This window comes from Pseudomonas syringae pv. cilantro (genome assembly GCF_001293775.1).
In the GTDB taxonomy this organism is placed as follows: Bacteria; Pseudomonadota; Gammaproteobacteria; order Pseudomonadales; family Pseudomonadaceae; genus Aquipseudomonas; species Aquipseudomonas syringae_P.
The window spans coordinates 87,430-108,183 of the sequence record NZ_LGLN01000035.1; the positions used below are offsets into that span (position 1 = coordinate 87,430).

Genomic DNA, 20,754 nt, shown 5'->3' on the forward strand with positions numbered 1-20,754 from the left:
CCGCCGCCCAGCGCGGCCCGGAGTAAAACTATGAACACCGCGCGCAACGACGAACCCGTTGAATTCATCCGCCTCCCCGAGGTAATTAAGCTGGTCGGTTACAAGACCAGCAAAATCTATGAAATGGCAAAGACCGGCGAGTTTCCAAAACAGGTCAAACTGGGCGGACGCTCGGTAGCCTGGGTCAAATCCGAGGTCGTCGCCTGGAACAGGGCCCAGGTCGAGGCCGCCAGAGCTGATCAGGAAGCCTCTACAGAATCCAGGTAGTCAGCCCAGTCCTGCATCATCCCCCGCCGCTGTTCCACGTATGCGGCATGGTTATAAGCCCTGCGTACCTTGTTTTCCCCCGCATGTGATAGCTGCGCTTCGATCCAATCGGGGTTGTAGCCCATCTCGTTCAGGGCAGTCGACAGCGTGGCCCTCAGGCCGTGACCAGTCAGCTTGCCCTTGTATCCCATCCTGCTTATTGCGTCGTTGACCGTGTTTTCGCTCATTGGAGTGTTGGGGTTATTGCGCCCCGGTATGAGCAGCTTGCACTGCCCGGTCATCGACATAAGCTGGCGCGCAACATCAACCGCCTGCCGCGAAAGTGGCACCAGATAGGGCGGTATATCCCCTGATCCATCCTTCACCTTCAATGCAAGTTGCTTCACGTTCTCCGGTGGGATCGTCCACAAGCCGGCGTCCAGGTCAAACTGACCGGGCGTTGCCGCCCTCACCTCTCCCGTTCGCACGCCGGTTAGTATCAGCAGCCGGATAGCCAGCAGCGTAAACAAAGAGCCGTCGTACTCACGAAGTTTCAGCAAGAAGGGTTTCAGCTCTTCCCGCTTGAGGTACGGGTTATGCCTGACTGGCGGCTGGGCAGCAGCGACGATATCCATGTCAGCGGCAGGATTTGTCTCAATCAGCCCCTCGGCAATGGCAAAGCGGAATATCTGGTTGAGCCAGGTTCTGCACTTCTCCGCGACATTCAGTGCCCCGCGCTTTTCAACCCGACGCACAGCGGCTAGTACATCGGCGCGGCGAATATCAGCAATAGGCAACTTGCCCAGGACGGGTAACAGATCTTTGTCGAGGTAAAGGCGTGACTGATGGCGTCCGCCCTTTGCTGCGTTGCTCAGACGTGGCGAGCGGAAGGCATACCAGCGCTCGGCAACGATTTCAAAAGTGTTCTGCTGGGATTCCGCGCTCGCCTGCTGTGCCTGCCGACGCTCTGACCGTGGATCAATGCCTCGAGCAACCATTGAGCGGGCCTGATCACGCAGCTCGCGGGCATCGCGTAAGCCGATCTCAGGGTATGTGCCGAGGGAAATGCGCGGCTGCTTGCCGTGCCAGGAGTATCGGAAGTGCCACGACTTTGTTCCGTTGGCAGACACAAACAGTGCAAGCCCATCACCATCGGTGACGCTGTAGTCTTTTTCCTTGGCCTTTGCTTGCCGGACAGCGGTGTCAGTCAGGGGCATTAGTACATCACCAGTCAGCTCGAATTAACGATGGACTGACTAATGTACTAAAAATGTGCGGAAGACGCTGGATTCTTGCGGAACTCGACGCAATAAAAAGCCCGCGCCAGGCGGGCTTCTCTTGGCTTTCGCGGTTCTCAGTGGAACCCGGCGAAAGTGTATCTGGTGCGGACGGAGAGACTCGAACTCTCACACCTTGCGGCGCTGGAACCTAAATCCAGTGTGTCTACCAATTCCACCACATCCGCGTTTCAAACTGTTAAAGCAAAGGCGCCAGACTATGAATCTGGCGCCCTTTTAATATGGGGTGGACGATGGGGTTCGAACCCACGACCGCAGGAGTCACAATCCTGTGCTCTACCAACTGAGCTACGCCCACCATATTGCATGTGACGGTACAACTTACTTGCTGTGCCAATGCTGCCTTAAATGGCGCACCCGGCAGGACTCGAACCTGCGACCATCCGCTTAGAAGGCGGATGCTCTATCCAGCTGAGCTACGGGCACTTATATAATTTGTATTCTTGCGATAACAAACTAAAAGGCTATCAATCACACCGAGCTGATTTGCAACTCTGCCTGACCGAATCAACCAGTGCTAGCTTAACCAGTGCGGGGCTCTGCCCGACAAGTGCGACGAATCTTATAGACGCCCCCTGGGGTCGTCAACCTTTTTCTGAAAAAAATTCAGCTAGATAAAGGAGTTAGCTGAATAACCGCCGCATGCGCCTTTGCCCTCGCGCCATGTCATGCGAGAATGCGCGCTCATTTTATTTCCTCTCGATGGTTAATCACGCGTCATGACTGCAAAACTAATCGACGGCAAAGCGATCGCCGCCAGCCTGCGCCAGCAGATCGCCAAACGTGTCGCCGAACGAAGCCAGCAAGGCTTGCGTACGCCGGGCCTCGCGGTGATTCTGGTGGGCAGCGACCCCGCCTCTCAGGTTTACGTTTCGCACAAGCGCAAGGATTGCGAGGAAGTCGGCTTTATCTCCCAGGCCTACGACCTGCCCGCCGACACCACCCAGGTTGCGCTCACCGACCTGATCGACCGCCTCAATGAAGACGCTGCCGTCGACGGCATCCTGTTGCAGCTACCATTACCTGCGCATCTGGACGCCTCGCTGCTGCTGGAACGCATCCGCCCGGACAAGGACGTGGACGGTTTCCATCCTTATAACGTCGGCCGTCTGGCCCAGCGTATTCCGCTACTGCGTCCGTGCACGCCGAAAGGCATCATGACACTGCTGGACAGTACCGGCGTCGATCTGTACGGGCTGGATGCCGTGGTGGTTGGCGCGTCGAACATTGTCGGCCGCCCGATGGCGATGGAATTGCTGCTGGCGGGCTGCACCGTCACCGTTACCCACCGCTTCACCAGGGATCTGGCAGGCCACGTGGGCCGTGCCGATCTGGTAGTGGTTGCCGCCGGCAAACCGGGACTGGTCAAAGGCGAATGGATCAAGCCGGGCGCGATCGTCATCGACGTCGGCATCAATCGACAGGACGATGGCAAGCTGGTCGGCGACGTGGTGTATGACACTGCCCTGCCCCGCGCCGGCTGGATTACACCAGTTCCGGGCGGCGTCGGGCCGATGACCCGCGCCTGCCTGCTGGAAAACACGCTGTACGCGGCAGAAACCCTGCACGACTGATCAGCCTGTCGCTCCCTATGAAAAACGGCACCTGAGGTGCCGTTTTTTATTCCCGAAAAGCCTTACTTCCTGGCCGCTTCCCAGCTCTTCAGCAGGTCAGCGTAGGCGATGGTTTCACCCTTGGGCTTCTCGTTGGCCAGCTTGCGTTGCGGCGCAAGGAACTTGCCGCCGCTTTGCTCGGCCTTGGAATACCACTCTTCAGCCGATGTCTCAGGATTCATCTTCGGCGCACAATTGCTGGCCTTCTGAACCCCGGAACGCTCAATGCGCGTCATGATCGCATCCTGATCCTTGGCCAGACCGTCCAGCGCCTGTTGCGCTGTTTTTTCGCCAGTGACCGCCTCGGCCACGTGGCTCCACCACAGTTGCGCCAGTTTCGGATAGTCAGGCACATTGGTCCCGGTAGGCGACCATTGCACGCGCGCCGGGCTGCGATAGAACTCCACCAGCCCACCCAGCTTCGGTGCCAGAGCGGTCATCTCTTTGGAGTTGATGTCCGACTCGCGAATTGGCGTCAGGCCAACGATGGTTTTCTTCAGCGAGACGCTTTTCGACGTCACGAACTGAGCATACAGCCAGGCCGCCAGACGTTTTTTCTCGTCGGAAGACTTCAGGAAGGTCCACGAACCCACGTCCTGATAGCCGAGCTTCATGCCTTCTTTCCAGTACGGCCCTTTCGGCGAAGGTGCCATGCGCCACTTCGGCGTGCCGTCAGCGTTCATGACCGGCAGGCCTGGCTTGGTCATGTCGGCGGTAAAGGCGGTGTACCAGAAGATTTGTTGCGCGACGTTACCCTGCGACGGCACCGGCCCGGATTCGGAGAAGGTCATGCCCGCCGCTTCTGGCGGTGCATAGGCTTTCAGCCAGTCGATGTATTTCTGCGTGGCGAACACTGCCGCCGGGCCGTTGGTGTCACCACCACGGGTGATGCTGGAGCCGACCGGATGGCAATCCTCGACGCGAATACCCCACTCGTCCACCGGCAGACCGTTAGGCAAGCCCTTGTCGCCGCTGCCGGCCATGGAGAACCAGGCATCGGTGAAACGCCAGCCCAGTGACGGGTCTTTCTTGCCGTAGTCCATGTGACCGAAGACTTTCTTGCCGTCGATCTCCTTAACGTCTTCGCTGAAGAACTTGGCGATGTCCTCGTAAGCCGACCAGTTGACCGGAACGCCCAGCTCGTAGCCGTACTTGTCCTTGAATTTCTTTTTCAGGTCGGGGCGTTCGAACCAGTCGGCACGGAACCAGTACAGGTTGGCGAACTGCTGATCAGGCAACTGATAAAGATTGCCATCTGGAGCGGTGGTAAACGACGTGCCGATAAAGTCCTTGATATCCAGGGTCGGCGACGTCACGTTCTTGCCTTCATTGGCCATCATATCCGTGAGAGAAACGGCCTTGCCATAACGAAAGTGTGTACCGATCAGGTCCGAGTCATTGACCCAGCCGTCATAGATGCTCTTGTCCGACTGCATGGCCGTTTGCAGCTTCTCGATGACGTCACCTTCCTGCAGCAAGTCGTGGGTGACTTTGATACCGGTGATTTCGGTGAACGCCTTGGCCAGGGTTTTCGACTCGTATTCGTGAGTGGTCAGGGTTTCCGACACCACCTTGATGTCCATGCCACGAAACGGCTCGGCGGCCTTGATGAACCACTCCAGCTCTTTCAATTGCTCGGCATCGGAAAGCGTACTCGGCTTGAACTCACTGGCCGCCCACTTCTTCGCCGCCTCTTCGTACTGATCCGCCCAAGCCGAAACACTCAAACCGCTGAGCATGATCATGGTCGCCAGCGTCACGCTATGTTGCAGCTTGTTTTTCTTATTGAACATAGTCATCTCCAGTGTTGCTTTTATGTAGTCCCGCTTTTTCGAATACTGCCGAGCGGATCACTTTGCTGATCACGCCCGACCGCCGCCTATCCCCAACGCATTACCACCACAAGCCACACCAGAGAAATCCCTGAAGCGACCCAGATATTCCAGTCAGTCACGCCAATGACCAGCAAATGCAGGTAGGCGCTGCCCAGAAGACCAATGAACAAGCGGTCACCACGCGTGGTGACAATCGGTAGAAAGCCACGGCGTTCGATGCTCGCCGAGCGCAATTCCCACACGGTCATGCCCACCAGCAACAACCCGATACTGATGAAGAACGCCGCAGTCGGCAGTGTCCAGGACATCCACTCCATTTTCTCGACTCCTCAGACACGACCAAGAGCAAAGCCCTTGACCACGTGATTGCGAACGAACCAGATCACCAGCATGCCCGGCAGGATGGTCAACACCCCCGCCGCTGCCAGCACCCCCCAATCAATGCCGGACGCTGAGACCGTACGGGTCATCACAGCGGCAATCGGTTTGGCGTTGACCGATGTCAGCGTGCGCGCCAGCAACAGCTCGACCCAGGAAAACATGAAGCAGAAAAACGCCGTGACACCGATTCCCGAACCAATCAGCGGGATGAAAATTTTCACGAAAAACTTCGGAAAACTGTAACCGTCAATGTAGGCCGTTTCGTCGATTTCCTTGGGAACGCCGGACATGAAGCCTTCCAGAATCCACACCGCCAGCGGAACGTTGAACAGGCAGTGTGCCAAGGCGACGGCAATGTGCGTATCAAATAACCCGATGGACGAATACAGCTGGAAAAACGGCAGCAGAAACACCGCCGGTGGCGCCATGCGATTGGTCAGCAGCCAGAAGAACAGGTGCTTGTCGCCGAGAAAACGATAGCGTGAAAACGCATAGGCTGCCGGCAAGGCGACGCTCAGCGAAATCACCGTGTTCAGGCACACGTAATACAGCGAATTAAGGTAGCCGCTGTACCAACTCTCGTCGGTGAAAATCACTTTGTAGTTGGCCAGCGTGAAATCCTGCGGCCAGAGCGTCAGCCCGCCGAGAATCTCGGTATTGGTCTTGAACGACATGTTCACCAGCCAGTAGATCGGCACCAGCAGGAACAGCAGGTAAATCCACAGCGGGATGATTTTGCGCAAACTCATGACCAGCCCCTCAGTTCTTTTCGCTGTGAGTCATGGCGGTGTAGAACACCCACAACACCAACAGAATGATCAGGAAATACACCAGCGAGAACGCCGCCGCCGGGCCCAGGTCGAACTGGCCGAGCGCCATCGTCGTCAGGGTCTGGCTGAGGAAGGTCGTCGAGTTGCCAGGACCGCCACCGGTCAGTACGAAGGGCTCGGTGTAGATCATGAAGCTGTCCATGAAACGCAGCATCACCGCGATCAGCAACACACTCTTCATTTTTGGCAACTGAATATGCCGGAAGATGGCCCAGCCAGACGCACGATCGATCCGCGCCGCCTGATAGTAAACATCCGGAATGGCACGCAGCCCCGAATAGCAGAGCAACGCGACCAGCGAAGTCCAGTGCCAGACATCGATGACCAGCACCGTCACCCACGCGTCCGACGCGTTGGCGGCATAGTTGTAGTTGATGCCCAGCACGTTGTTGAGCGTGTAACCGAGCAAACCGATGTCGCCACGGCCGAAGATCTGCCAGATGGTGCCGACCACGTTCCACGGAATCAGCAGCGGAATGGTCATCACAATCAGGCACAACGACGACCAGCGGCCTTTGGTCGGCATGGTCAAGGCGATTGCGATGCCCAGCGGGATCTCGATCAGCAGCACGCAGCCCGAGTAGATGAACTGACGCAGCAGCGAATCGTGCAGGCGCGGGTCCTGCAAAACCTGCCTGAACCAGTCAGTACCGACGAAGTAGCGGCTGGACTGATCGAAGATGTCCTGCACCGAATAGTTGACCACCGTCATCATCGGAATGATGGCGCTGAATGCCACCAGCAGAAACACCGGCATTACCAGCCACCAGGCCTTGTTGTTCTGCACCTTACGCATGGGGCACCTCACTCGCAGGACCGGCTTCAAGCAGGTAATCGTCGGCATACAGCATCAGCCATTGCCCCGGAAAACTGATCCAGGCCTGACCCTGCGGCACCGGTTTGTCTTCCTGCAGACGGACTTTCAACAGCTGGCCGGCCAGTTTCAGGGTGATGATCTTGTACGTTCCGAGGTCCTCGACGTAGGTCACGTCAGCACACATCGCATCGTCGTAAGGCCCGTCCCAGACGTGCACGAACTCCGGGCGAATGCCCACTTTCAGACTTTTCCACGAGGTATTGGCGAGCTTCTGCTGCAGCGCCTCAGACAGCGGCAGGCGGATGTCAGCAAAACCGACCCCGCCCGGTTGCGGCGTGACGTCGATCAGATTCATGCCCGGGCTACCGATGAAATAACCGACAAAGGTGTGAGAAGGCTTCTCAAACAGCTCGCGCGGTGTACCGAACTGCACGATCTGCCCGCCATACATCACCGCAATCTTGTCGGCGAAGGTCGACGCTTCCAGTTGGTCGTGGGTGACGTAGACCATGGTGATGTTGAACTGCTCGTGAATCTGCTTGAGCTTGCGGCGCAGCTTCCACTTCAAATGCGGGTCGATGACCGTCAGCGGCTCATCGAAAAGGATCGCCGACACGTCATCGCGCACCAGACCGCGGCCCATCGACACCTTTTGCTTCTCGTCCGCCGAGAGGTTGCGCGCTTTCTTTTTCAGCAGCGGCTGCAGGTCCAGAACATCGGCGATCTCGTTGACCTTGATGAGAATCCGCGCTTCGTCCATGCCCTGATTACGCAGCGGGAAGGCCAGATTATCGAACACCGTCATGGTGTCGTAGATCACCGGAAACTGGAAAACCTGAGCGATGTTGCGGCGCTCCGGCGGCAGCTCGTTGACCACTTTGGAATCGAATAGCACTTGCCCTTGAGACGGGCTGAGCAAACCCGAGATGATGTTGAGCAACGTCGATTTACCGCAGCCGGACGGCCCGAGCAGCGCGTAGGCCCCGCCCTGCTCCCAGATGTGGCTCATTTCCCGAATCGCATAGTCATCCGGACCGGGTTTGGCGCTGTAGCTGTGCGCCAGGTTCTGCAAGCGAATCTCGGCCATCAGGCAACCCTCGCCACGCGCAGGCCCGGCGCCTGAATCAGGCCGCCCTGCTGATCGAATACGAATAATTTATGAGTCGGGATGTACACGCGGATTGCCGCATCAACGTCGTAGGCATGCACCCCCGGCAAATGCAGCACCAGCGAGAACAGCTCGTTGCGCACATGCAGAAAGGTTTCCGAGCCGCTGATTTCAGCCAGCTCTACGGTGACCGCCAATTCCAGGTCGTCATCGTTGGAAGGCACCAGGCTCAGGTGGCTGGGGCGCACGCCGAAGCGGTATTCGCCGTCGCCGACGGCACGCAAATCAACGTTGAGCGGGAAATGCACGAAGTTGGCGAAACTGACTTCATTGCCTTCTATACGGCCCGGCATGAGGTTGATCGGCGGTTCGGAGAACAGCTCGGCGGCCAGCACAGTCGCAGGTCGATGATAGACCTCGGGGGTCTTGCCACTCTGCACCACCCGCCCTTCATGCAGGATGGTGGTGGTGCCACCCAGCGCCAGCGCTTCGTTAGGCTCGGTGGTGGCGTAAATGGCGATGGTATGGCGAGCGGCAAACAGCTCGCGCATTTCCTGGCGCAGCTCTTCGCGCAGCTTGTAATCGAGGTTGACCAACGGTTCGTCGAAGAGGATCAGCTCGGCGTCCTTGACCAGCGCCCTGGCCATCGCCGTGCGCTGTTGCTGTCCGCCAGACAACTCGAGCGGGTGGCGTTGCAGGAATTTTTCGATGCGCAGCATCTTCGCGGTTTCCTGCACCCGGCTGTGAATCACGTCCTTGGACAGACCCGCCTGGCGCAGCGGCGAAGCGATGTTTTCAAACACCGTCATGCTGGGGTAATTGATGAACTGCTGATAAACCATCGAGACGTTGCGCAGACGAACCGGTCGTTGTGTGACATCGACCCCGTTCATCAGCACCCGCCCGGTATCGGGCTTGTCCAGCCCGGCCATCAGGCGCATCAGGCTGGTTTTGCCGGACAGGGTTCGCCCCAGCAGAACGTTGAATGATCCCGGCTCAAAGCTCAGGGAAGCGTCGTCGATCCAGATCTGGCCATCGACTGCGCGACTGACATGCTCCAGCGTGAGTGACATGGCGTGCCCTTTGTTGTTTTTTTCATAAGGGTGAATGCGTGACACTTTGCAGATAGCGACATTCGTGCCAGTTCTGGCACTTTCGTGCCGAAGCCCGAGCCAGAGCATTCGCCCGGTTTTACGGCGTCAAACGAGTTTCGCAGCTGAACAAAAATGAACAGAAATATTGAACAGTTGAACAAAATGAACATTGACTTTGAGCGAATCTGAACGACACTGGACGGACGTTGCGGGCAAGGATGGTCACGCCGACGGGACCTAAAAACAAAAACAATACGTCACATTCGCAGGCATCCTCATGTCTCAACCCAGCGCTTCGCTTGCTCACGACATCATCATTCAGGATTCATGGACCCGCTGCCGGGACTTCGGCCTCAGCCATCAGACGCGTCCATCGTTCGGCCAGTTGCCGGGCGCAGAAGTCTCCCGATTGCTGGAACGCCATCACGGGCTGGTGCAAACCACCCATCAGGAGGTGTTGCCGGTCTATGAAAACATCCTCAGCAACTCGAATTGCCTGATCATGCTCGCAGATACTCAAGGCCAGTTACTCAGGTCGTGGGGCAATCAGCGCTTTGTCGAGGCTTCGCAAACCCAGGGCTTCATGGCCGGGGCCAGCTGGAGCGAACGCGGCACCGGCACCAACGCCATCGGCACGGCGCTGGCCTGCGAGCAGGCGATTCATATCGAGCCGGATGAACACTTTCTCAAAGCCAACCGATTCATGACCGGCTCTGCTTCGCCGATCTTCGATGCCGATCGGCGCATCATTGCTGTGCTGGATGTGTCGAGCGACAGCTTCCTGCCGCCCTCGCACACGCTGGGCATGGTGAAAATGATGAGTCAGTCGGTGGAAAACCGCCTGATCCTCGATCAGTTCCGCGACACGCATTTCCAGTTGATCTTCAATACAGGCCTGAACAACCTCGACAGCCAGTGGGCAGGCCTGCTGATTTTCGATGAGAGCGGCCAGATTCTCTGCGCCAATCGCCGTGCCGACAATTTGCTGGGGGCCAGACTTTCAGGAGTCAATATCGAAACGCTGTTCAAGTGCCCGATCCTGCAATTACTGAGTGAAACGGAAGCGCGGCCGTTCGCGCTGCATGCTTTTGGCAACAATCGCTTTCAATGTTTGCTCAAATGTCCGACCCGCAAGCCGCTCAAGCTGCACAGCGTTCAGCCTGTTCAGGCAGCTGTGGTGCCGCGAAGCCTGGATCTGGAAGCAATCAGCCTGGGCGACGCGAAAGTCGAGAAAGCCGTGCTGCAAGCCCAGCGTTTGCTGGAAAAAGACATCCCGTTGTTGATTCACGGTGAGACCGGGGTGGGCAAGGAAGTGTTCGTCAAGGCGTTGCATCAGGCCAGCTCACGCGCCAGTCAGCCATTGATCGCCGTCAATTGCGCAGCGATCCCCGCCGAACTGGTCGAGGCCGAGCTGTTCGGCTACGAGAGGGGCGCGTTTACCGGTGCCAATCAGAAAGGCAGCATCGGCCTGATTCGCAAGGCCGACAAAGGCACGCTGTTTCTCGACGAAGTTGGCGACATGCCGATGCCGGTGCAGGCGCGCTTGCTGCGCGTGCTACAGGAACGCTGCGTTCAGCCGCTGGGCAGCAGCGAATTGTATCCGGTGGATATACGCCTGATATCTGCCACCAATCGCAGTTTGCGCGAGCAAGTGCAGGCCGGGCATTTTCGTCAGGATCTTTATTACCGGATCAGCGGCCTGAGCATCGAGCTGCCGCCCTTGCGCGAACGCACTAATAAACATGCCTTGATCCAGCGTATCTGGGAGAGGCACCGTGAAACCCATCAGCGGGCGGGGTTCTCCAGAGAAGTGCTTGAGCTGTTTGAACGTCACCCCTGGCCGGGCAATATTCGCCAGCTCAACAGCGTGATTCAGGTGGCGCTGGCATTGGCGGACGAGCAGCCAATCAGTGCCGAACACTTGCCGGAGGATTTTCTGCTCGATGCGAACATGGATGAGAAATGCAGGGAGTCTTTGGAAGCCCGTCCGTTGCCATACAGACAGTCATCGACGGAAGACCTCAGCCACCAGTTGCAGGCGGCCGGTGGAAATATTTCACTGCTGGCCAAACAGCTGGGGGTGAGCCGTAATACGCTGTACAAGCGGTTACGGGAACAGCGGATTGTTTAGTCCTGCGCTATGCAAAAGTCCTGAAGAGCCCGCAAAACAGGCTTCTGCCCAGAGGGCGTAGGAGCGGACTTGTCCGCGATGGGCTGCGAAGCGGCCCTAAAACAGGCCTCCGTGATTGTGCCTGATGCACCGGCTGCACCGGCTTTGCTGCCGGTTCCCGGCAGTTCGCGGACAAGCGAAATGCCGGTTTTTCCGGGCTCAGCCTGCCTTTATCAGTCCGCCAGACGCCAGGTCGTGCCGCCTTTGCCGTCTTCCAGAAGCACGCCCATGGCGGTGATCTGGTCGCGGATTCGGTCGGACTCGGCCCAGTCTTTGGCTGCACGCGCTGCCAGACGCGCCTGAATCAGCGCTTCTACCTCAGCCGCATCCACCCGCCCTTCCGCGCCTGCACGCAAAAAGTCGTCGGCTTCGAGCTGCAAAACACCCAGCACGCTGGCCAGTTGCTTCAAACGCGCCGCCAGACCCGCGGCTGCTGCAACGTCGGATTCACGCAGACGGTTGATCTCCCGAACCATCTCGAACAGCACGGCACAGGCTTCAGGTGTACCGAAGTCATCGTTCATCGCAGCGCTGAAACGCTCGACAAACGCCTCGCCACCCGCAGGTTCGGCAACTGGCAACCCCTTGAGCGCGTGATAGAAGCGCTCCAGTGCTGCCTTCGATTCACGCAGGCTGTCTTCGGAATAGTTGATCGCGCTGCGGTAGTGGCTCGACACCAACAGGTAACGCACCACTTCCGGGTGGTATTTCTCCAGCACGTCGCGAATGGTGAAGAAGTTGTTCAAGGACTTGGACATCTTCTCGCCGTTGATGCGAATCATGCCGCAGTGCAACCAGGCATTGGCGTAAGGCTTGCCGGTGGCCGCTTCGCTCTGGGCGATTTCGTTTTCATGGTGCGGAAACTCAAGATCGCTGCCGCCGCCGTGAATATCGAAGGTATCACCCAGGCAGCAGGTGGACATCACCGAGCATTCGATGTGCCAGCCCGGACGCCCGGCGCCCCACGGCGACTCCCAGCTCGGCTCGCCGGGCTTGGCGCCTTTCCAGAGCACGAAGTCCAGCGGATCTTCCTTGGACTCGTCCACTTCGATGCGCGCGCCGATGCGCAGGTCTTCGATCTTCTTGCGCGACAGTTTGCCGTAACCCTGAAACTTGCCGACCCGGTAATACACATCGCCGTTACCCGGCGCATACGCATAGCCCTTGTCGATCAGCGTCTGGATCATCGCATGCATGCCGGGAATGTGATCGGTGGCACGCGGTTCCATGTCCGGCTTGAGGATATTGAGGCGCGCCTCGTCCTCATGCATGGCATCGATCATGCGCGCAGTCAGTGCGTCGAACGACTCGCCGTTGTCCCGCGCACGATTGATGATCTTGTCGTCGATGTCGGTAATGTTGCGCACATAGGTCAGCTCGTAACCGCTGAAGCGCAACCAGCGGGTGACCAGATCGAACGCCACCATGCTGCGGCCATGCCCAAGGTGGCAGTAGTCATACACGGTCATCCCGCAGACATACATGCGCACCTTGTTGCCATCCAGCGGCTTGAAAACTTCTTTGCTCTTGGTGAGCGTGTTGTAGATAGAAAGCACTGGCTCCCCCTCAAACGTACAGCATCAGGTCCAGGAATCCCGCAGCGTCACCGTGCGGTTGAAGACGGGTTGACCCGGTTTCGAGTCCTTGATGTCCGCGCAGAAATAACCTTCGCGTTCGAACTGGAAACGGTCTTCCGGTTGCGCTTGCCCCAATGACGGCTCGGCACGACAACCGGTCAGAACTTGCAGGGAATCGGGGTTGATGTTGTCCAGGAAACTGGCACCGTCTTCGGCTTTCTCCGGGTTCGGGGAGCGGAACAGGCGATCGTACAAACGCACTTCGCATTCAACACTTTCTGCCGCTGGCACCCAGTGCACGACGCCCTTGACCTTGCGGCCTTCCGGGTTCTTGCCCAGCGTGTCCGGGTCATAGGAGCAACGCAGTTCGACAATGTTGCCGTCGGCGTCCTTGATCGCTTCGTCGGCACGAATCACATAACTGCCACGCAGACGCACTTCGCCATTCGGCTCAAGACGCTTGTAACCTTTTGGCGGCTCTTCCATGTAATCGTCGCGGTCGATATAGATTTCCCGCGAAAACGGCAGCTCGCGCACACCGAGGTCTTCTTTCGGGTGGCGCGGTAGCTCCAGCTTCTCGACCTGACCTTCCGGATAATTGGTGATCACGACTTTCAACGGACGCAGCACGCACATGGCACGCGGGGCGCTGTGGTCCAGGTCGTCACGAATGCTGAATTCGAGCATGCCGAAATCGACCACGCCGTCGGAACGGTTGGTGCCGATCATTTCGCAGAAGTTGCGGATCGACTTTGGCGTGTAGCCACGACGGCGGAAACCCGACAGCGTCGACATGCGCGGATCATCCCAGCCGTTGACGTGCTTCTCGTCAACCAGTTGCTTGAGCTTGCGCTTGCTGGTGATGGTGTAGTTCAGGTTCAGACGCGAGAACTCGTACTGGCGCGGTTTGCACGGCACCGGCAGGTTGTCGAGGAACCAGTCATACAGCGGACGATGGCTTTCGAACTCCAGGGTGCAGATCGAGTGGGTAATCCCCTCGATGGCATCCGACTGGCCGTGGGTGAAGTCATAGATCGGGTAGATACACCATTTGTCGCCGGTCTGGTGGTGATGCGCATGACGGATGCGGTAGATGATCGGATCACGCAAATTCATGTTCGGCGAGGCCATGTCGATTTTGGCGCGCAGTACGCGAGCGCCATCTTCGAATTCGCCAGCCTTCATGCGCGCGAACAGGTCGATGTTCTCCTCGACGCTGCGCTCACGGAACGGGCTGTTCTTGCCCGGCTCGGTCAGGGTGCCGCGGTATTCGCGGGCCTGCTCGGGAGTCAGATCGTCCACATAGGCCTTGCCCGCTTTGATCAGCTCGACCGCCCAGTCGTGCAACTGATCGAAATACTGCGAGGCGTAACGCACTTCACCGGCCCACTCGAAGCCCAGCCACTTGACGTCGCTCATGATGGCGTCGATGTATTCCTGGTCTTCCTTGGCCGGGTTGGTGTCATCGAAACGCAGGTGCGTATCGCCACCGAACTCCTTGGCCAGACCGAAATTCACGCAGATCGACTTGGCATGACCAATGTGCAGGTAGCCATTGGGCTCCGGCGGAAAGCGCGTGATGATTTTGCTGTGTTTGCCCGAATCCAGGTCGGCCTGCACGATCGGACGCAGGAAATTGGTCGGTACGGCTGGGCCTGCCTTGGAGTTGGCAGCGGGTTCTGGAGTCGGCTTGCTCATAAGATCCTTGGGCATACAGTGCGCGGCCAGGGTAGGCCGACTAAATCAAAGCGCTTATCATAGCCGAAGCGGTCAAGCCCCTGACAACAGACTGCGTATTTGACGGTATAAAAGCTGCAAAAGCGGGGAAAAATGTAACCTCGCCTGTAAACTGCGCGTCAGGGTCATACTGCGACCCTTCATACCTGCCTAGAGAGCGACTTTCTTATGTCCAAAGTAAAGCTGACCACCAACCACGGCGACATCGTTCTGCAATTGAACGCAGAAGAGGCGCCACTGACGGTAGCCAACTTCATCGAATACGTTAAGGCCGGCCACTACGAGAACACTGTATTCCACCGTGTGATCGGTACCTTCATGATCCAGGGCGGCGGTTTCGAGCCGGGCATGAAAGAAAAGAAAGACAAGCGCCCGAGCATCCAGAACGAAGCCGACAACGGCCTGCAGAACACGAAGTACACCGTTGCCATGGCCCGGACCATGGAGCCGCATTCGGCTTCCGCGCAGTTCTTCATCAACGTGGCTGACAACGCCTTCCTGAACCACAGCGCCAAGACCACTCAGGGCTGGGGTTATGCGGTATTCGCCAAGGTGATCGAAGGCACCGACGTGGTCGACAAGATCAAGGGCGTCCCTACCGCCAGCAAAGCCGGTCATCAGGATGTCCCTGTAGAAGACGTGATCATCGAGAAAGCCGAGATCGTTGAGTGATACTGCTGATCTCCGATCTGCACCTTGAGCAGGAGCGCCCGGACATTACCCGGGCGTTTCTGGCTCTCCTCGCTGGTCGTGCCCGTAGGGCCGAAGCGTTGTATATCCTCGGGGATTTCTTTGAAGCCTGGATCGGTGACGACGCCATGTCGCCGTTCCAGCTTTCGATCTGCGAGGCCCTGCGCGAACTGAGCGACAGCGGCACACGAATTTTTCTGATGCACGGCAACCGCGACTTCATGATCGGCAAGGGGTTCTGCAAGGCAGCGGGTTGCACGCTGTTGAGCGACCCCAGCGTCGTGCAGTTGAATGGCGAGCCGGTGCTGTTGATGCACGGCGACAGTCTGTGCACTCGCGATGAAGGTTATATCCGGATGCGCCGCTATCTGCGCCATCCGCTGACGTTGTTCATATTGCGTCATCTGCCGTTGAGCACTCGCCATAAGCTGGCGCGCAAGTTGCGCAACGAAAGCCGCGCCCAGACGCGCATGAAAGCCAACGATATTGTCGACGTGACTCCGGAGGAAGTGCCGAGGATCATGCAGCAGTTTGGCGTGCGCACGCTGGTCCACGGCCACACTCACCGCCCGGCGATTCACAAATTGCAGATTGGCGATCAGTCGGCGAAACGTATCGTGCTGGGCGACTGGGACCGTCAGGGCTGGGTGCTGCAGGTCGATGAACAGGGCTTGAACCTGAGCTCATTCGATTTTGTGCCGGAGACGGTTGCGTTGCTGAACTGACGGCTCGAAAGCCGTGCTTTTGTGGGAGACGGTTGCGGCGCTGAACTGACCGCCCGAAAGCCGTGCTTTTGTGGGAGCGAACTTGTTCGCGAAGAGGTCGGTACACCCCCCGCAGACAGGGCATTGACTCTGGCTATCGTGCCGATGCTCCGCGTCGGCATGCCGTTCTGGACGCTCTGCGTCCTCTTTGTGTTTGTGGCGCTCNATCCTTGCCGAGTTCCCCCCGGATCAGTGTCAGGGCGAAGCCGTCACTTACGTCGCAATCTGCGTCGTCAGTGCCATCGTGATCGAAAAGCAGATCTAAAGCAGTTAAAGCAGTTAAAGCAGTCACAAACTGCATGCCACCCCCATTGGCACGAGAAACCCTTCTCAATGCCCGCCCCCCGCCGCTGGTCCGGCCTTGGCGCCGAACGGGGGTTTGGCCAGCCAGACCACCAGGATCAATCCTGCGAATATCCAGCCCAGCAGGTAGAAGTAGTCCACCGTGGACATCATGTAGGCCTGGGCGTTGAGGGTGCGTTCCAGTTGCGCATAGGCTTGCGGGCTGGCGCCGCCCAGGCTGTCGAGTGCGTGGCGGGTTGTCGGGTCGAATGTGCTGATGTTTTCGCTCAGGTAGGCATGGTGCTGGTTGGCGCGACGAATCCAGATCCAGGTGGTCAGCGACGCCGCGAAGCTGCCGCCCAGGGTGCGCAGAAAGGTTGCCAGCCCCGAACCATCGGCGATCTGGTCCGGCGGCAGGTCGGAGAGCAGAATGCTCAAGGTCGGCATGAAGAACAGCGCCACACCGATGCCCATGAACAGTTGCACCATTGCCACGTGCTCGAAATCCACGTCGGTGTTGAAGCCAGCGCGCATGAAGCAACTCAGCCCCATCGCCAGAAAAGCCAGCCCCGCCAGCAGGCGCAGGTCGAACTTGTGCGCGTACTTGCCGACAAATGGCGACATCAGCACGGGCAGGATGCCGATTGGCGCAACCGCCAGGCCGGCCCAGGTGGCGGTGTAACCCATCTGGGTTTGCAACCACTGCGGCAAGATCAGATTGATGCCGAAGAAACCCGAATAGCCGCCGATCATGACCAGCGTGCCGATCCGGAAGTTGCGGTAGGCAAACAGCCTCAGGTTGACGATCGGGTGCTTGTCGGTCATTTCCCAGATGACGAAAAAGACTAGCGCGATGAGCGAAATCATCGAGCCTAACAGGATGAAGTTCGATTCGAACCAGTCCAGATCATTACCTTTGTCGAGCACCACTTGCAGCGACCCGACACCGACGATCAACGCCAGCAAGCCGATGTAGTCCAGCGGTTGACGAGCAGTGCTGACCGGCCTTTTGGCCATTTGCGAGCGCACCACCAGCACGGCAAACAGGCCGATGGGAATATTGATGAAGAAGATCCACGGCCAACTGTAGCTGTCAGTGATCCAGCCGCCGAGGATCGGCCCGGCGATCGGCGCAACCACCGTGACCATCGCCAGCAACGCCAGCGCCATCCCCCGCTTTGCAGGTGGATACACCGCAATCAGCAGCGTCTGGCTCATCGGATAAAGCGGCCCGGCGACCATGCCCTGCAACGCCCGAAAACCTACAAGCTCAGGCATCGATTGGGAGATGCCGCAGAGAAATGAAGCGATGACAAACAAAATGGTCGCCCACAGGAACAGTTTGACCTCACCGAAACGGCGGCTGAGCCAGCCGGTCAGCGGCAAGGCAATCGCGTTGCTGACCGCGAACGAGGTGATCACCCAGGTACTCTGCTCGGAACTGACCCCAAGGTTACCGGCGATGGTCGGCAGCGCTACGTTGGCGATAGTGGTGTCGAGCACCTGCATGAAGGTCGCCAGCGAGAGGCCGATGGTGCACAGCAGCAGGCTCGGCGGCGTAAAGGAAGCGGGGGCGTTGTTACTCATCGCAAATCCCTGAAAACGAGTGCGGCACCCCGGCCGATTGGCCGGGGCTCACGGATTGGCGGTTCAGCGCTGCGCGGACGTCTTGCCGCCGGAAGCGCTGTTCTCGTGAATCAGACGGTTGATCAGCGCATCGGCGTCGGCCAATTGCTCGGCATAAACCCGGGTACTCAACGCCGCCTGTTTACGCGGCTGCTGCGCCAGCACAGGGCCACTCTGGTCATGCAGATTGACGTCGACCGTGGTCGACAGACCGATACGCAACGGGTGCTGCGCCAGCTCTTCAGGGTTGATGTGTACGCGGACCGGCACACGCTGGACGATCTTGATCCAGTTACCCGTCGCATTCTGTGCCGGCAGCAGCGCGAAGGCACTGCCGGTTCCGGCACCGAGGCTGTCGATCGTGCCGCTGTACTTCACGTCGCTGCCGTACAAGTCGGAACTGATTTCCACAGGCTGACCGATGCGCATCTTGCCCAGCTGCGTTTCCTTGAAGTTGGCATCGATCCACAGCTGATCCAGCGGAATGACGGCCATCGTCGCAGTGCCTGGCTGAATCCGCTGACCCAGTTGCACGGTGCGTTTGGCCACATAACCGGTAACCGGCGCCACCAGTGTGGAGCGGGCATTGGCCAGAAAGGCCTGACGCAACTGGGCGGCAGCCGCCTTGACGTCAGGGTGCGAGGACACCACCGTGTCGTCGACCAGCGCAACGCTGGTGCTCAACTGCTGCTGAATGTTGTTCAACGCACTTTGCGCGCTGGTCAGGCTGTCTCTGGCGTGCGAAAGCTCTTCCTGCGAAATCGCACCGCCCGCGGCCAGACTGCGGCGACGGTTATAGTTGTCCTGCGCGGTCTGCACCGCGGTTCGCTGTGCGGCCAGTTGCGCTTTCATGCCATCGACATTGCTGTAAAGGCCACGCACCTGACGCACGACCTTGGCCAGATTGGCCTCGGCGCTCTGCAGCGAAACCTCGGCGTCACTCGGATCGAACTTGAGCAGCACCTGCCCTTCCTGGACCAGATCGCCATCATCGGCACCGATACTGATCACCGTCCCGGTAACCAGCGGCGTGATTTCGACCACGTTGCCGTTCACATAGGCGTCGTCGGTCTCTTCGCTCCATTGCCCGTATATCTCGTACCAGGCCCAGATACCCAGGCCGCACAGCACTACGATGATCGCGAGCCCGATCAGCAGAAACTTGCGCTTGCCGGGGTTGGCGTCTTTCTGTTCTGACGGTTGCGCTGTGTTTTCAGTGGCGGCAGTGGCCATGACAATTACCTTCTAGTCAGCGACGGCGAACAGTTGCCAACGCCCGTTCAGGGCAGTGGGCGGCGAGCAGGCTGGCGCCCGCTCGACTATCGAGCCGTTCAGCTTTTGGCTTTGGGGTTGAAGCTCAGGCGAGTGAGCGTGATGTGGTCATCAGCAGCCACCAGCACTTTGGTAAGAATCCGTTGCAGGCTCGCAACCTCCTCCGCATCCAGCGGAGCAAAGATCTCGTTCATGGCATCGGCCCCGATCTGCGGCAACAGATCGGAAAGTTTCTGCCCCTGCCCGGTCAGCGCGAGGCGCACCTGACGACGATCCGTCGCCGAGCGCGCACGCACGATCAGCTCTTTTTGCTCCAGACGATCCAGCATGCGGGTCATCGAACCGCTGTCCAGCGACAGGTGCCGACACAGCTCTACCGGCGTATCGGTGGCGAACTGGGCAATGATGATCAGCACCTTGAACTGCGCGAACGTCACGTCGTAGGGCAACAGGTACTTGTCCAGCGTGCGGTCTTTGAGCGCATTGGTGCGGCCGACCAGCAACCCGATCAGCGTGGAGTCGAAATTTTCGGGGCTAAAATGTTTCAAGAGGTCACCCGGATAGCTGCTTAGGCAGTGATTGCAAAATATTACTGCCTAGACAGCTGTTGTCAAAACATTTATTAGCTTGCTTACTAAATACCCATAAAAAAACGACCGCTGGTGAGGCGGTCGTTTTTTTGAAGCTTGACGAACGTCAGGCGGCGGCAGGTGCGTCAGCAGGCACGCCACTGTGAAAGCGAAACTCTTCGTCCGGGCTTTCGATCAGCTCGCGCTCGGCCAGGCGGATTTCTTCGATTTTGGCATCCACATCAGCCTTGTCGCCGTAGCTGTAAGCGAGCTTCAGGTAATCCTGAAAATGCCGCGCTTCAGACTTGAGCAGACCTCCGTAGAACTTGGCCAACTCTTCATCCAGATGCGGCACCAGCGCAGCAAAACGTTCACAGGAACGCGCCTCGACAATCGCGCCGACGATCAGCGCGTCAGTCAGCCGGTACGGATTATGGTTGCGCACCCGTTTGCGCAGCGCCCCGGCATAGCGCGACGAGCTGATGTTGACCATCGGAATCTGGCGCTTGCGGATGATGCTGATCACCTGCTCGAAATGGCGCAGCTCTTCGCGAGCCAGGCGCGACATCTTGCTCAGCAGATCGAATTTGTCGTTGTACTGGAACATGAACTGAAATGCCGCCCCGGCGGCCTTCTTCTCGTTGTTCGCATGATCGATAAGCAGAACGTCCAGGTTGCGCAGTGCGGCCTGAACCCAGCTGTCGGGCGTGCGGCAGAGCAGAAAGGCTTCGATTTCGGGGATCGGGTACATAAGCTCACAGAGTGACGGAGAGACAAGGCCTGGCATTATACGAGCAGCACCGGGGACTCGCGACACAAATGCATTCGCCTGCGGAGCAAACAGG

General features: G+C 58.4%; 17 protein-coding genes, 3 tRNA genes and 1 pseudogene. 5 read left to right on the forward strand and 16 right to left on the reverse strand.

The window, feature by feature from the left end:
• Positions 1–30 precede the first annotated feature (30 nt).
• Positions 31–267, forward strand: coding sequence for a helix-turn-helix transcriptional regulator (locus tag ABJ99_RS11080; protein WP_054085878.1), 237 nt, complete (start codon positions 31–33; stop codon positions 265–267).
• Here the strand turns inward: ABJ99_RS11080 and ABJ99_RS11085 are convergent.
• The 4 genes from ABJ99_RS11085 to ABJ99_RS11100 all read right to left on the reverse strand — a co-directional run bounded on the left by ABJ99_RS11085 (position 240) and on the right by ABJ99_RS11100 (position 1,970).
• Positions 240–1,463, reverse strand: a complete 1,224-nt coding sequence (locus tag ABJ99_RS11085) for a tyrosine-type recombinase/integrase (protein WP_054085879.1) — start codon at positions 1,461–1,463, stop codon at positions 240–242. The two genes, ABJ99_RS11080 and ABJ99_RS11085, sit on opposite strands and share 28 nt — an antisense overlap.
• A 163-nt stretch (positions 1,464–1,626) precedes the next feature.
• A tRNA-Leu gene (locus ABJ99_RS11090) sits at positions 1,627–1,711 on the reverse strand.
• Positions 1,712–1,766: 55 nt separating this feature from the next.
• Positions 1,767–1,842: transfer RNA gene (locus ABJ99_RS11095), tRNA-His, on the reverse strand.
• 51 nt (positions 1,843–1,893) lie between these two features.
• Positions 1,894–1,970 (reverse strand) — tRNA-Arg (locus tag ABJ99_RS11100).
• Between the two features lie 293 nt (positions 1,971–2,263).
• Here ABJ99_RS11100 and folD point away from each other — a divergent pair.
• Positions 2,264–3,118, forward strand: coding sequence for a bifunctional methylenetetrahydrofolate dehydrogenase/methenyltetrahydrofolate cyclohydrolase FolD (gene folD / locus ABJ99_RS11105; protein ID WP_054085880.1), 855 nt, complete (start codon positions 2,264–2,266; stop codon positions 3,116–3,118).
• A 62-nt stretch (positions 3,119–3,180) separates the two neighbouring features.
• Here folD and ABJ99_RS11110 read toward each other — a convergent pair whose 3' ends face one another.
• The 6 genes from ABJ99_RS11110 to ABJ99_RS11135 all read right to left on the reverse strand — a co-directional run bounded on the left by ABJ99_RS11110 (position 3,181) and on the right by ABJ99_RS11135 (position 9,201).
• Positions 3,181–4,950 (reverse strand): ABC transporter substrate-binding protein, encoded by a 1,770-nt coding sequence (locus tag ABJ99_RS11110; protein ID WP_054085881.1) that lies wholly within the window; start codon positions 4,948–4,950, stop codon positions 3,181–3,183.
• Between the two features lie 86 nt (positions 4,951–5,036).
• Positions 5,037–5,309, reverse strand: coding sequence for a DUF2160 domain-containing protein (locus ABJ99_RS11115; protein WP_003376264.1), 273 nt, complete (start codon positions 5,307–5,309; stop codon positions 5,037–5,039).
• Positions 5,310–5,321: 12 nt separating this feature from the next.
• On the reverse strand, positions 5,322–6,122 hold the full coding sequence (locus ABJ99_RS11120; RefSeq protein ID WP_003376266.1) for a carbohydrate ABC transporter permease: 801 nt from the start codon (positions 6,120–6,122) through the stop codon (positions 5,322–5,324).
• A gap of 10 nt (positions 6,123–6,132) precedes the next feature.
• Positions 6,133–6,999, reverse strand: a complete 867-nt coding sequence (locus ABJ99_RS11125; RefSeq protein ID WP_054085882.1) for a carbohydrate ABC transporter permease — start codon at positions 6,997–6,999, stop codon at positions 6,133–6,135.
• Complete coding sequence (locus tag ABJ99_RS11130) at positions 6,992–8,107, reverse strand: ABC transporter ATP-binding protein (protein ID WP_054085883.1); 1,116 nt, start codon at positions 8,105–8,107, stop codon at positions 6,992–6,994. Before ABJ99_RS11130 ends, ABJ99_RS11125 begins: the two co-directional genes overlap by 8 nt.
• Positions 8,107–9,201: an ABC transporter ATP-binding protein gene (locus tag ABJ99_RS11135; protein ID WP_054085908.1), complete on the reverse strand. Its 1,095-nt coding sequence runs from the start codon at positions 9,199–9,201 to the stop codon at positions 8,107–8,109. The genes ABJ99_RS11130 and ABJ99_RS11135 overlap by 1 nt, the downstream gene beginning before the upstream one ends.
• 298 nt (positions 9,202–9,499) lie before the next feature.
• Between ABJ99_RS11135 and ABJ99_RS11140 the strand changes: the two genes are divergently transcribed.
• Entirely contained in the window at positions 9,500–11,353 is a 1,854-nt protein-coding gene (locus tag ABJ99_RS11140) for a sigma-54-dependent Fis family transcriptional regulator (RefSeq protein WP_054085884.1), read from the forward strand.
• A gap of 212 nt (positions 11,354–11,565) precedes the next feature.
• Here the strand turns inward: ABJ99_RS11140 and cysS are convergent, their stop codons facing one another.
• Both cysS and ABJ99_RS11150 read right to left on the reverse strand, forming a co-directional pair.
• Complete coding sequence (gene cysS / locus ABJ99_RS11145) at positions 11,566–12,948, reverse strand: cysteine--tRNA ligase (protein WP_054085885.1); 1,383 nt, start codon at positions 12,946–12,948, stop codon at positions 11,566–11,568.
• A gap of 24 nt (positions 12,949–12,972) precedes the next feature.
• Entirely contained in the window at positions 12,973–14,667 is a 1,695-nt protein-coding gene (locus ABJ99_RS11150) for a glutamine--tRNA ligase/YqeY domain fusion protein (protein WP_007250310.1), read from the reverse strand.
• 207 nt (positions 14,668–14,874) lie between these two features.
• On the opposite strand from ABJ99_RS11150, the gene ABJ99_RS11155 reads away from it, so the two are divergent.
• Entirely contained in the window at positions 14,875–15,378 is a 504-nt protein-coding gene (locus ABJ99_RS11155) for a peptidylprolyl isomerase (protein WP_054085886.1), read from the forward strand.
• Entirely contained in the window at positions 15,375–16,121 is a 747-nt protein-coding gene (lpxH, locus tag ABJ99_RS11160; protein WP_054085887.1) for a UDP-2,3-diacylglucosamine diphosphatase, read from the forward strand. The genes ABJ99_RS11155 and lpxH overlap by 4 nt, the downstream gene beginning before the upstream one ends.
• Before the next feature lie 369 nt (positions 16,122–16,490).
• Here lpxH and ABJ99_RS11165 read toward each other — a convergent pair.
• The 4 genes and pseudogenes from ABJ99_RS11165 to ABJ99_RS11180 form a co-directional block, all read right to left on the reverse strand.
• Positions 16,491–18,041 (reverse strand): annotated as a pseudogene (locus tag ABJ99_RS11165) (DHA2 family efflux MFS transporter permease subunit); the annotation flags it as partial.
• A gap of 51 nt (positions 18,042–18,092) precedes the next feature.
• Positions 18,093–19,301 (reverse strand): HlyD family secretion protein, encoded by a 1,209-nt coding sequence (locus tag ABJ99_RS11170; protein WP_054085889.1) that lies wholly within the window; start codon positions 19,299–19,301, stop codon positions 18,093–18,095.
• A gap of 98 nt (positions 19,302–19,399) precedes the next feature.
• The gene (locus tag ABJ99_RS11175) at positions 19,400–19,888 is read right to left on the reverse strand and encodes a MarR family winged helix-turn-helix transcriptional regulator (RefSeq protein ID WP_054085890.1); all 489 of its coding nucleotides are present in this window, start codon (positions 19,886–19,888) and stop codon (positions 19,400–19,402) included.
• A 148-nt stretch (positions 19,889–20,036) separates the two neighbouring features.
• On the reverse strand, positions 20,037–20,660 hold the full coding sequence (locus ABJ99_RS11180; RefSeq protein WP_054085891.1) for a MiaE family protein: 624 nt from the start codon (positions 20,658–20,660) through the stop codon (positions 20,037–20,039).
• Between the last annotated feature and the right edge of the window lie 94 nt (positions 20,661–20,754).

Excerpts from the sequence above, each read along its gene's own strand:
- ABJ99_RS11180 (WP_054085891.1), bottom strand. The coding sequence starts at position 20,660 with ATGTACCCGATCCCCGAAATCGAAGCCTTTCTGCTCTGCCGCACGCCC.
- ABJ99_RS11125 (WP_054085882.1), bottom strand. The coding sequence starts at position 6,999 with ATGCGTAAGGTGCAGAACAACAAGGCCTGGTGGCTGGTAATGCCGGTG.
- ABJ99_RS11140 (WP_054085884.1), top strand. The coding sequence starts at position 9,500 with ATGTCTCAACCCAGCGCTTCGCTTGCTCACGACATCATCATTCAGGAT.
- ABJ99_RS11170 (WP_054085889.1), bottom strand. The coding sequence starts at position 19,301 with ATGGCCACTGCCGCCACTGAAAACACAGCGCAACCGTCAGAACAGAAA.
- ABJ99_RS11155 (WP_054085886.1), top strand. The coding sequence starts at position 14,875 with ATGTCCAAAGTAAAGCTGACCACCAACCACGGCGACATCGTTCTGCAA.
- ABJ99_RS11130 (WP_054085883.1), bottom strand. The coding sequence starts at position 8,107 with ATGGCCGAGATTCGCTTGCAGAACCTGGCGCACAGCTACAGCGCCAAA.
- ABJ99_RS11135 (WP_054085908.1), bottom strand. The coding sequence starts at position 9,201 with ATGTCACTCACGCTGGAGCATGTCAGTCGCGCAGTCGATGGCCAGATC.
- ABJ99_RS11150 (WP_007250310.1), bottom strand. The coding sequence starts at position 14,667 with ATGAGCAAGCCGACTCCAGAACCCGCTGCCAACTCCAAGGCAGGCCCA.
- ABJ99_RS11115 (WP_003376264.1), bottom strand. The coding sequence starts at position 5,309 with ATGGAGTGGATGTCCTGGACACTGCCGACTGCGGCGTTCTTCATCAGT.
- folD (WP_054085880.1), top strand. The coding sequence starts at position 2,264 with ATGACTGCAAAACTAATCGACGGCAAAGCGATCGCCGCCAGCCTGCGC.
- ABJ99_RS11080 (WP_054085878.1), top strand. The coding sequence starts at position 31 with ATGAACACCGCGCGCAACGACGAACCCGTTGAATTCATCCGCCTCCCC.
- ABJ99_RS11110 (WP_054085881.1), bottom strand. The coding sequence starts at position 4,950 with ATGTTCAATAAGAAAAACAAGCTGCAACATAGCGTGACGCTGGCGACC.
- ABJ99_RS11085 (WP_054085879.1), bottom strand. The coding sequence starts at position 1,463 with ATGCCCCTGACTGACACCGCTGTCCGGCAAGCAAAGGCCAAGGAAAAA.
- ABJ99_RS11120 (WP_003376266.1), bottom strand. The coding sequence starts at position 6,122 with ATGAGTTTGCGCAAAATCATCCCGCTGTGGATTTACCTGCTGTTCCTG.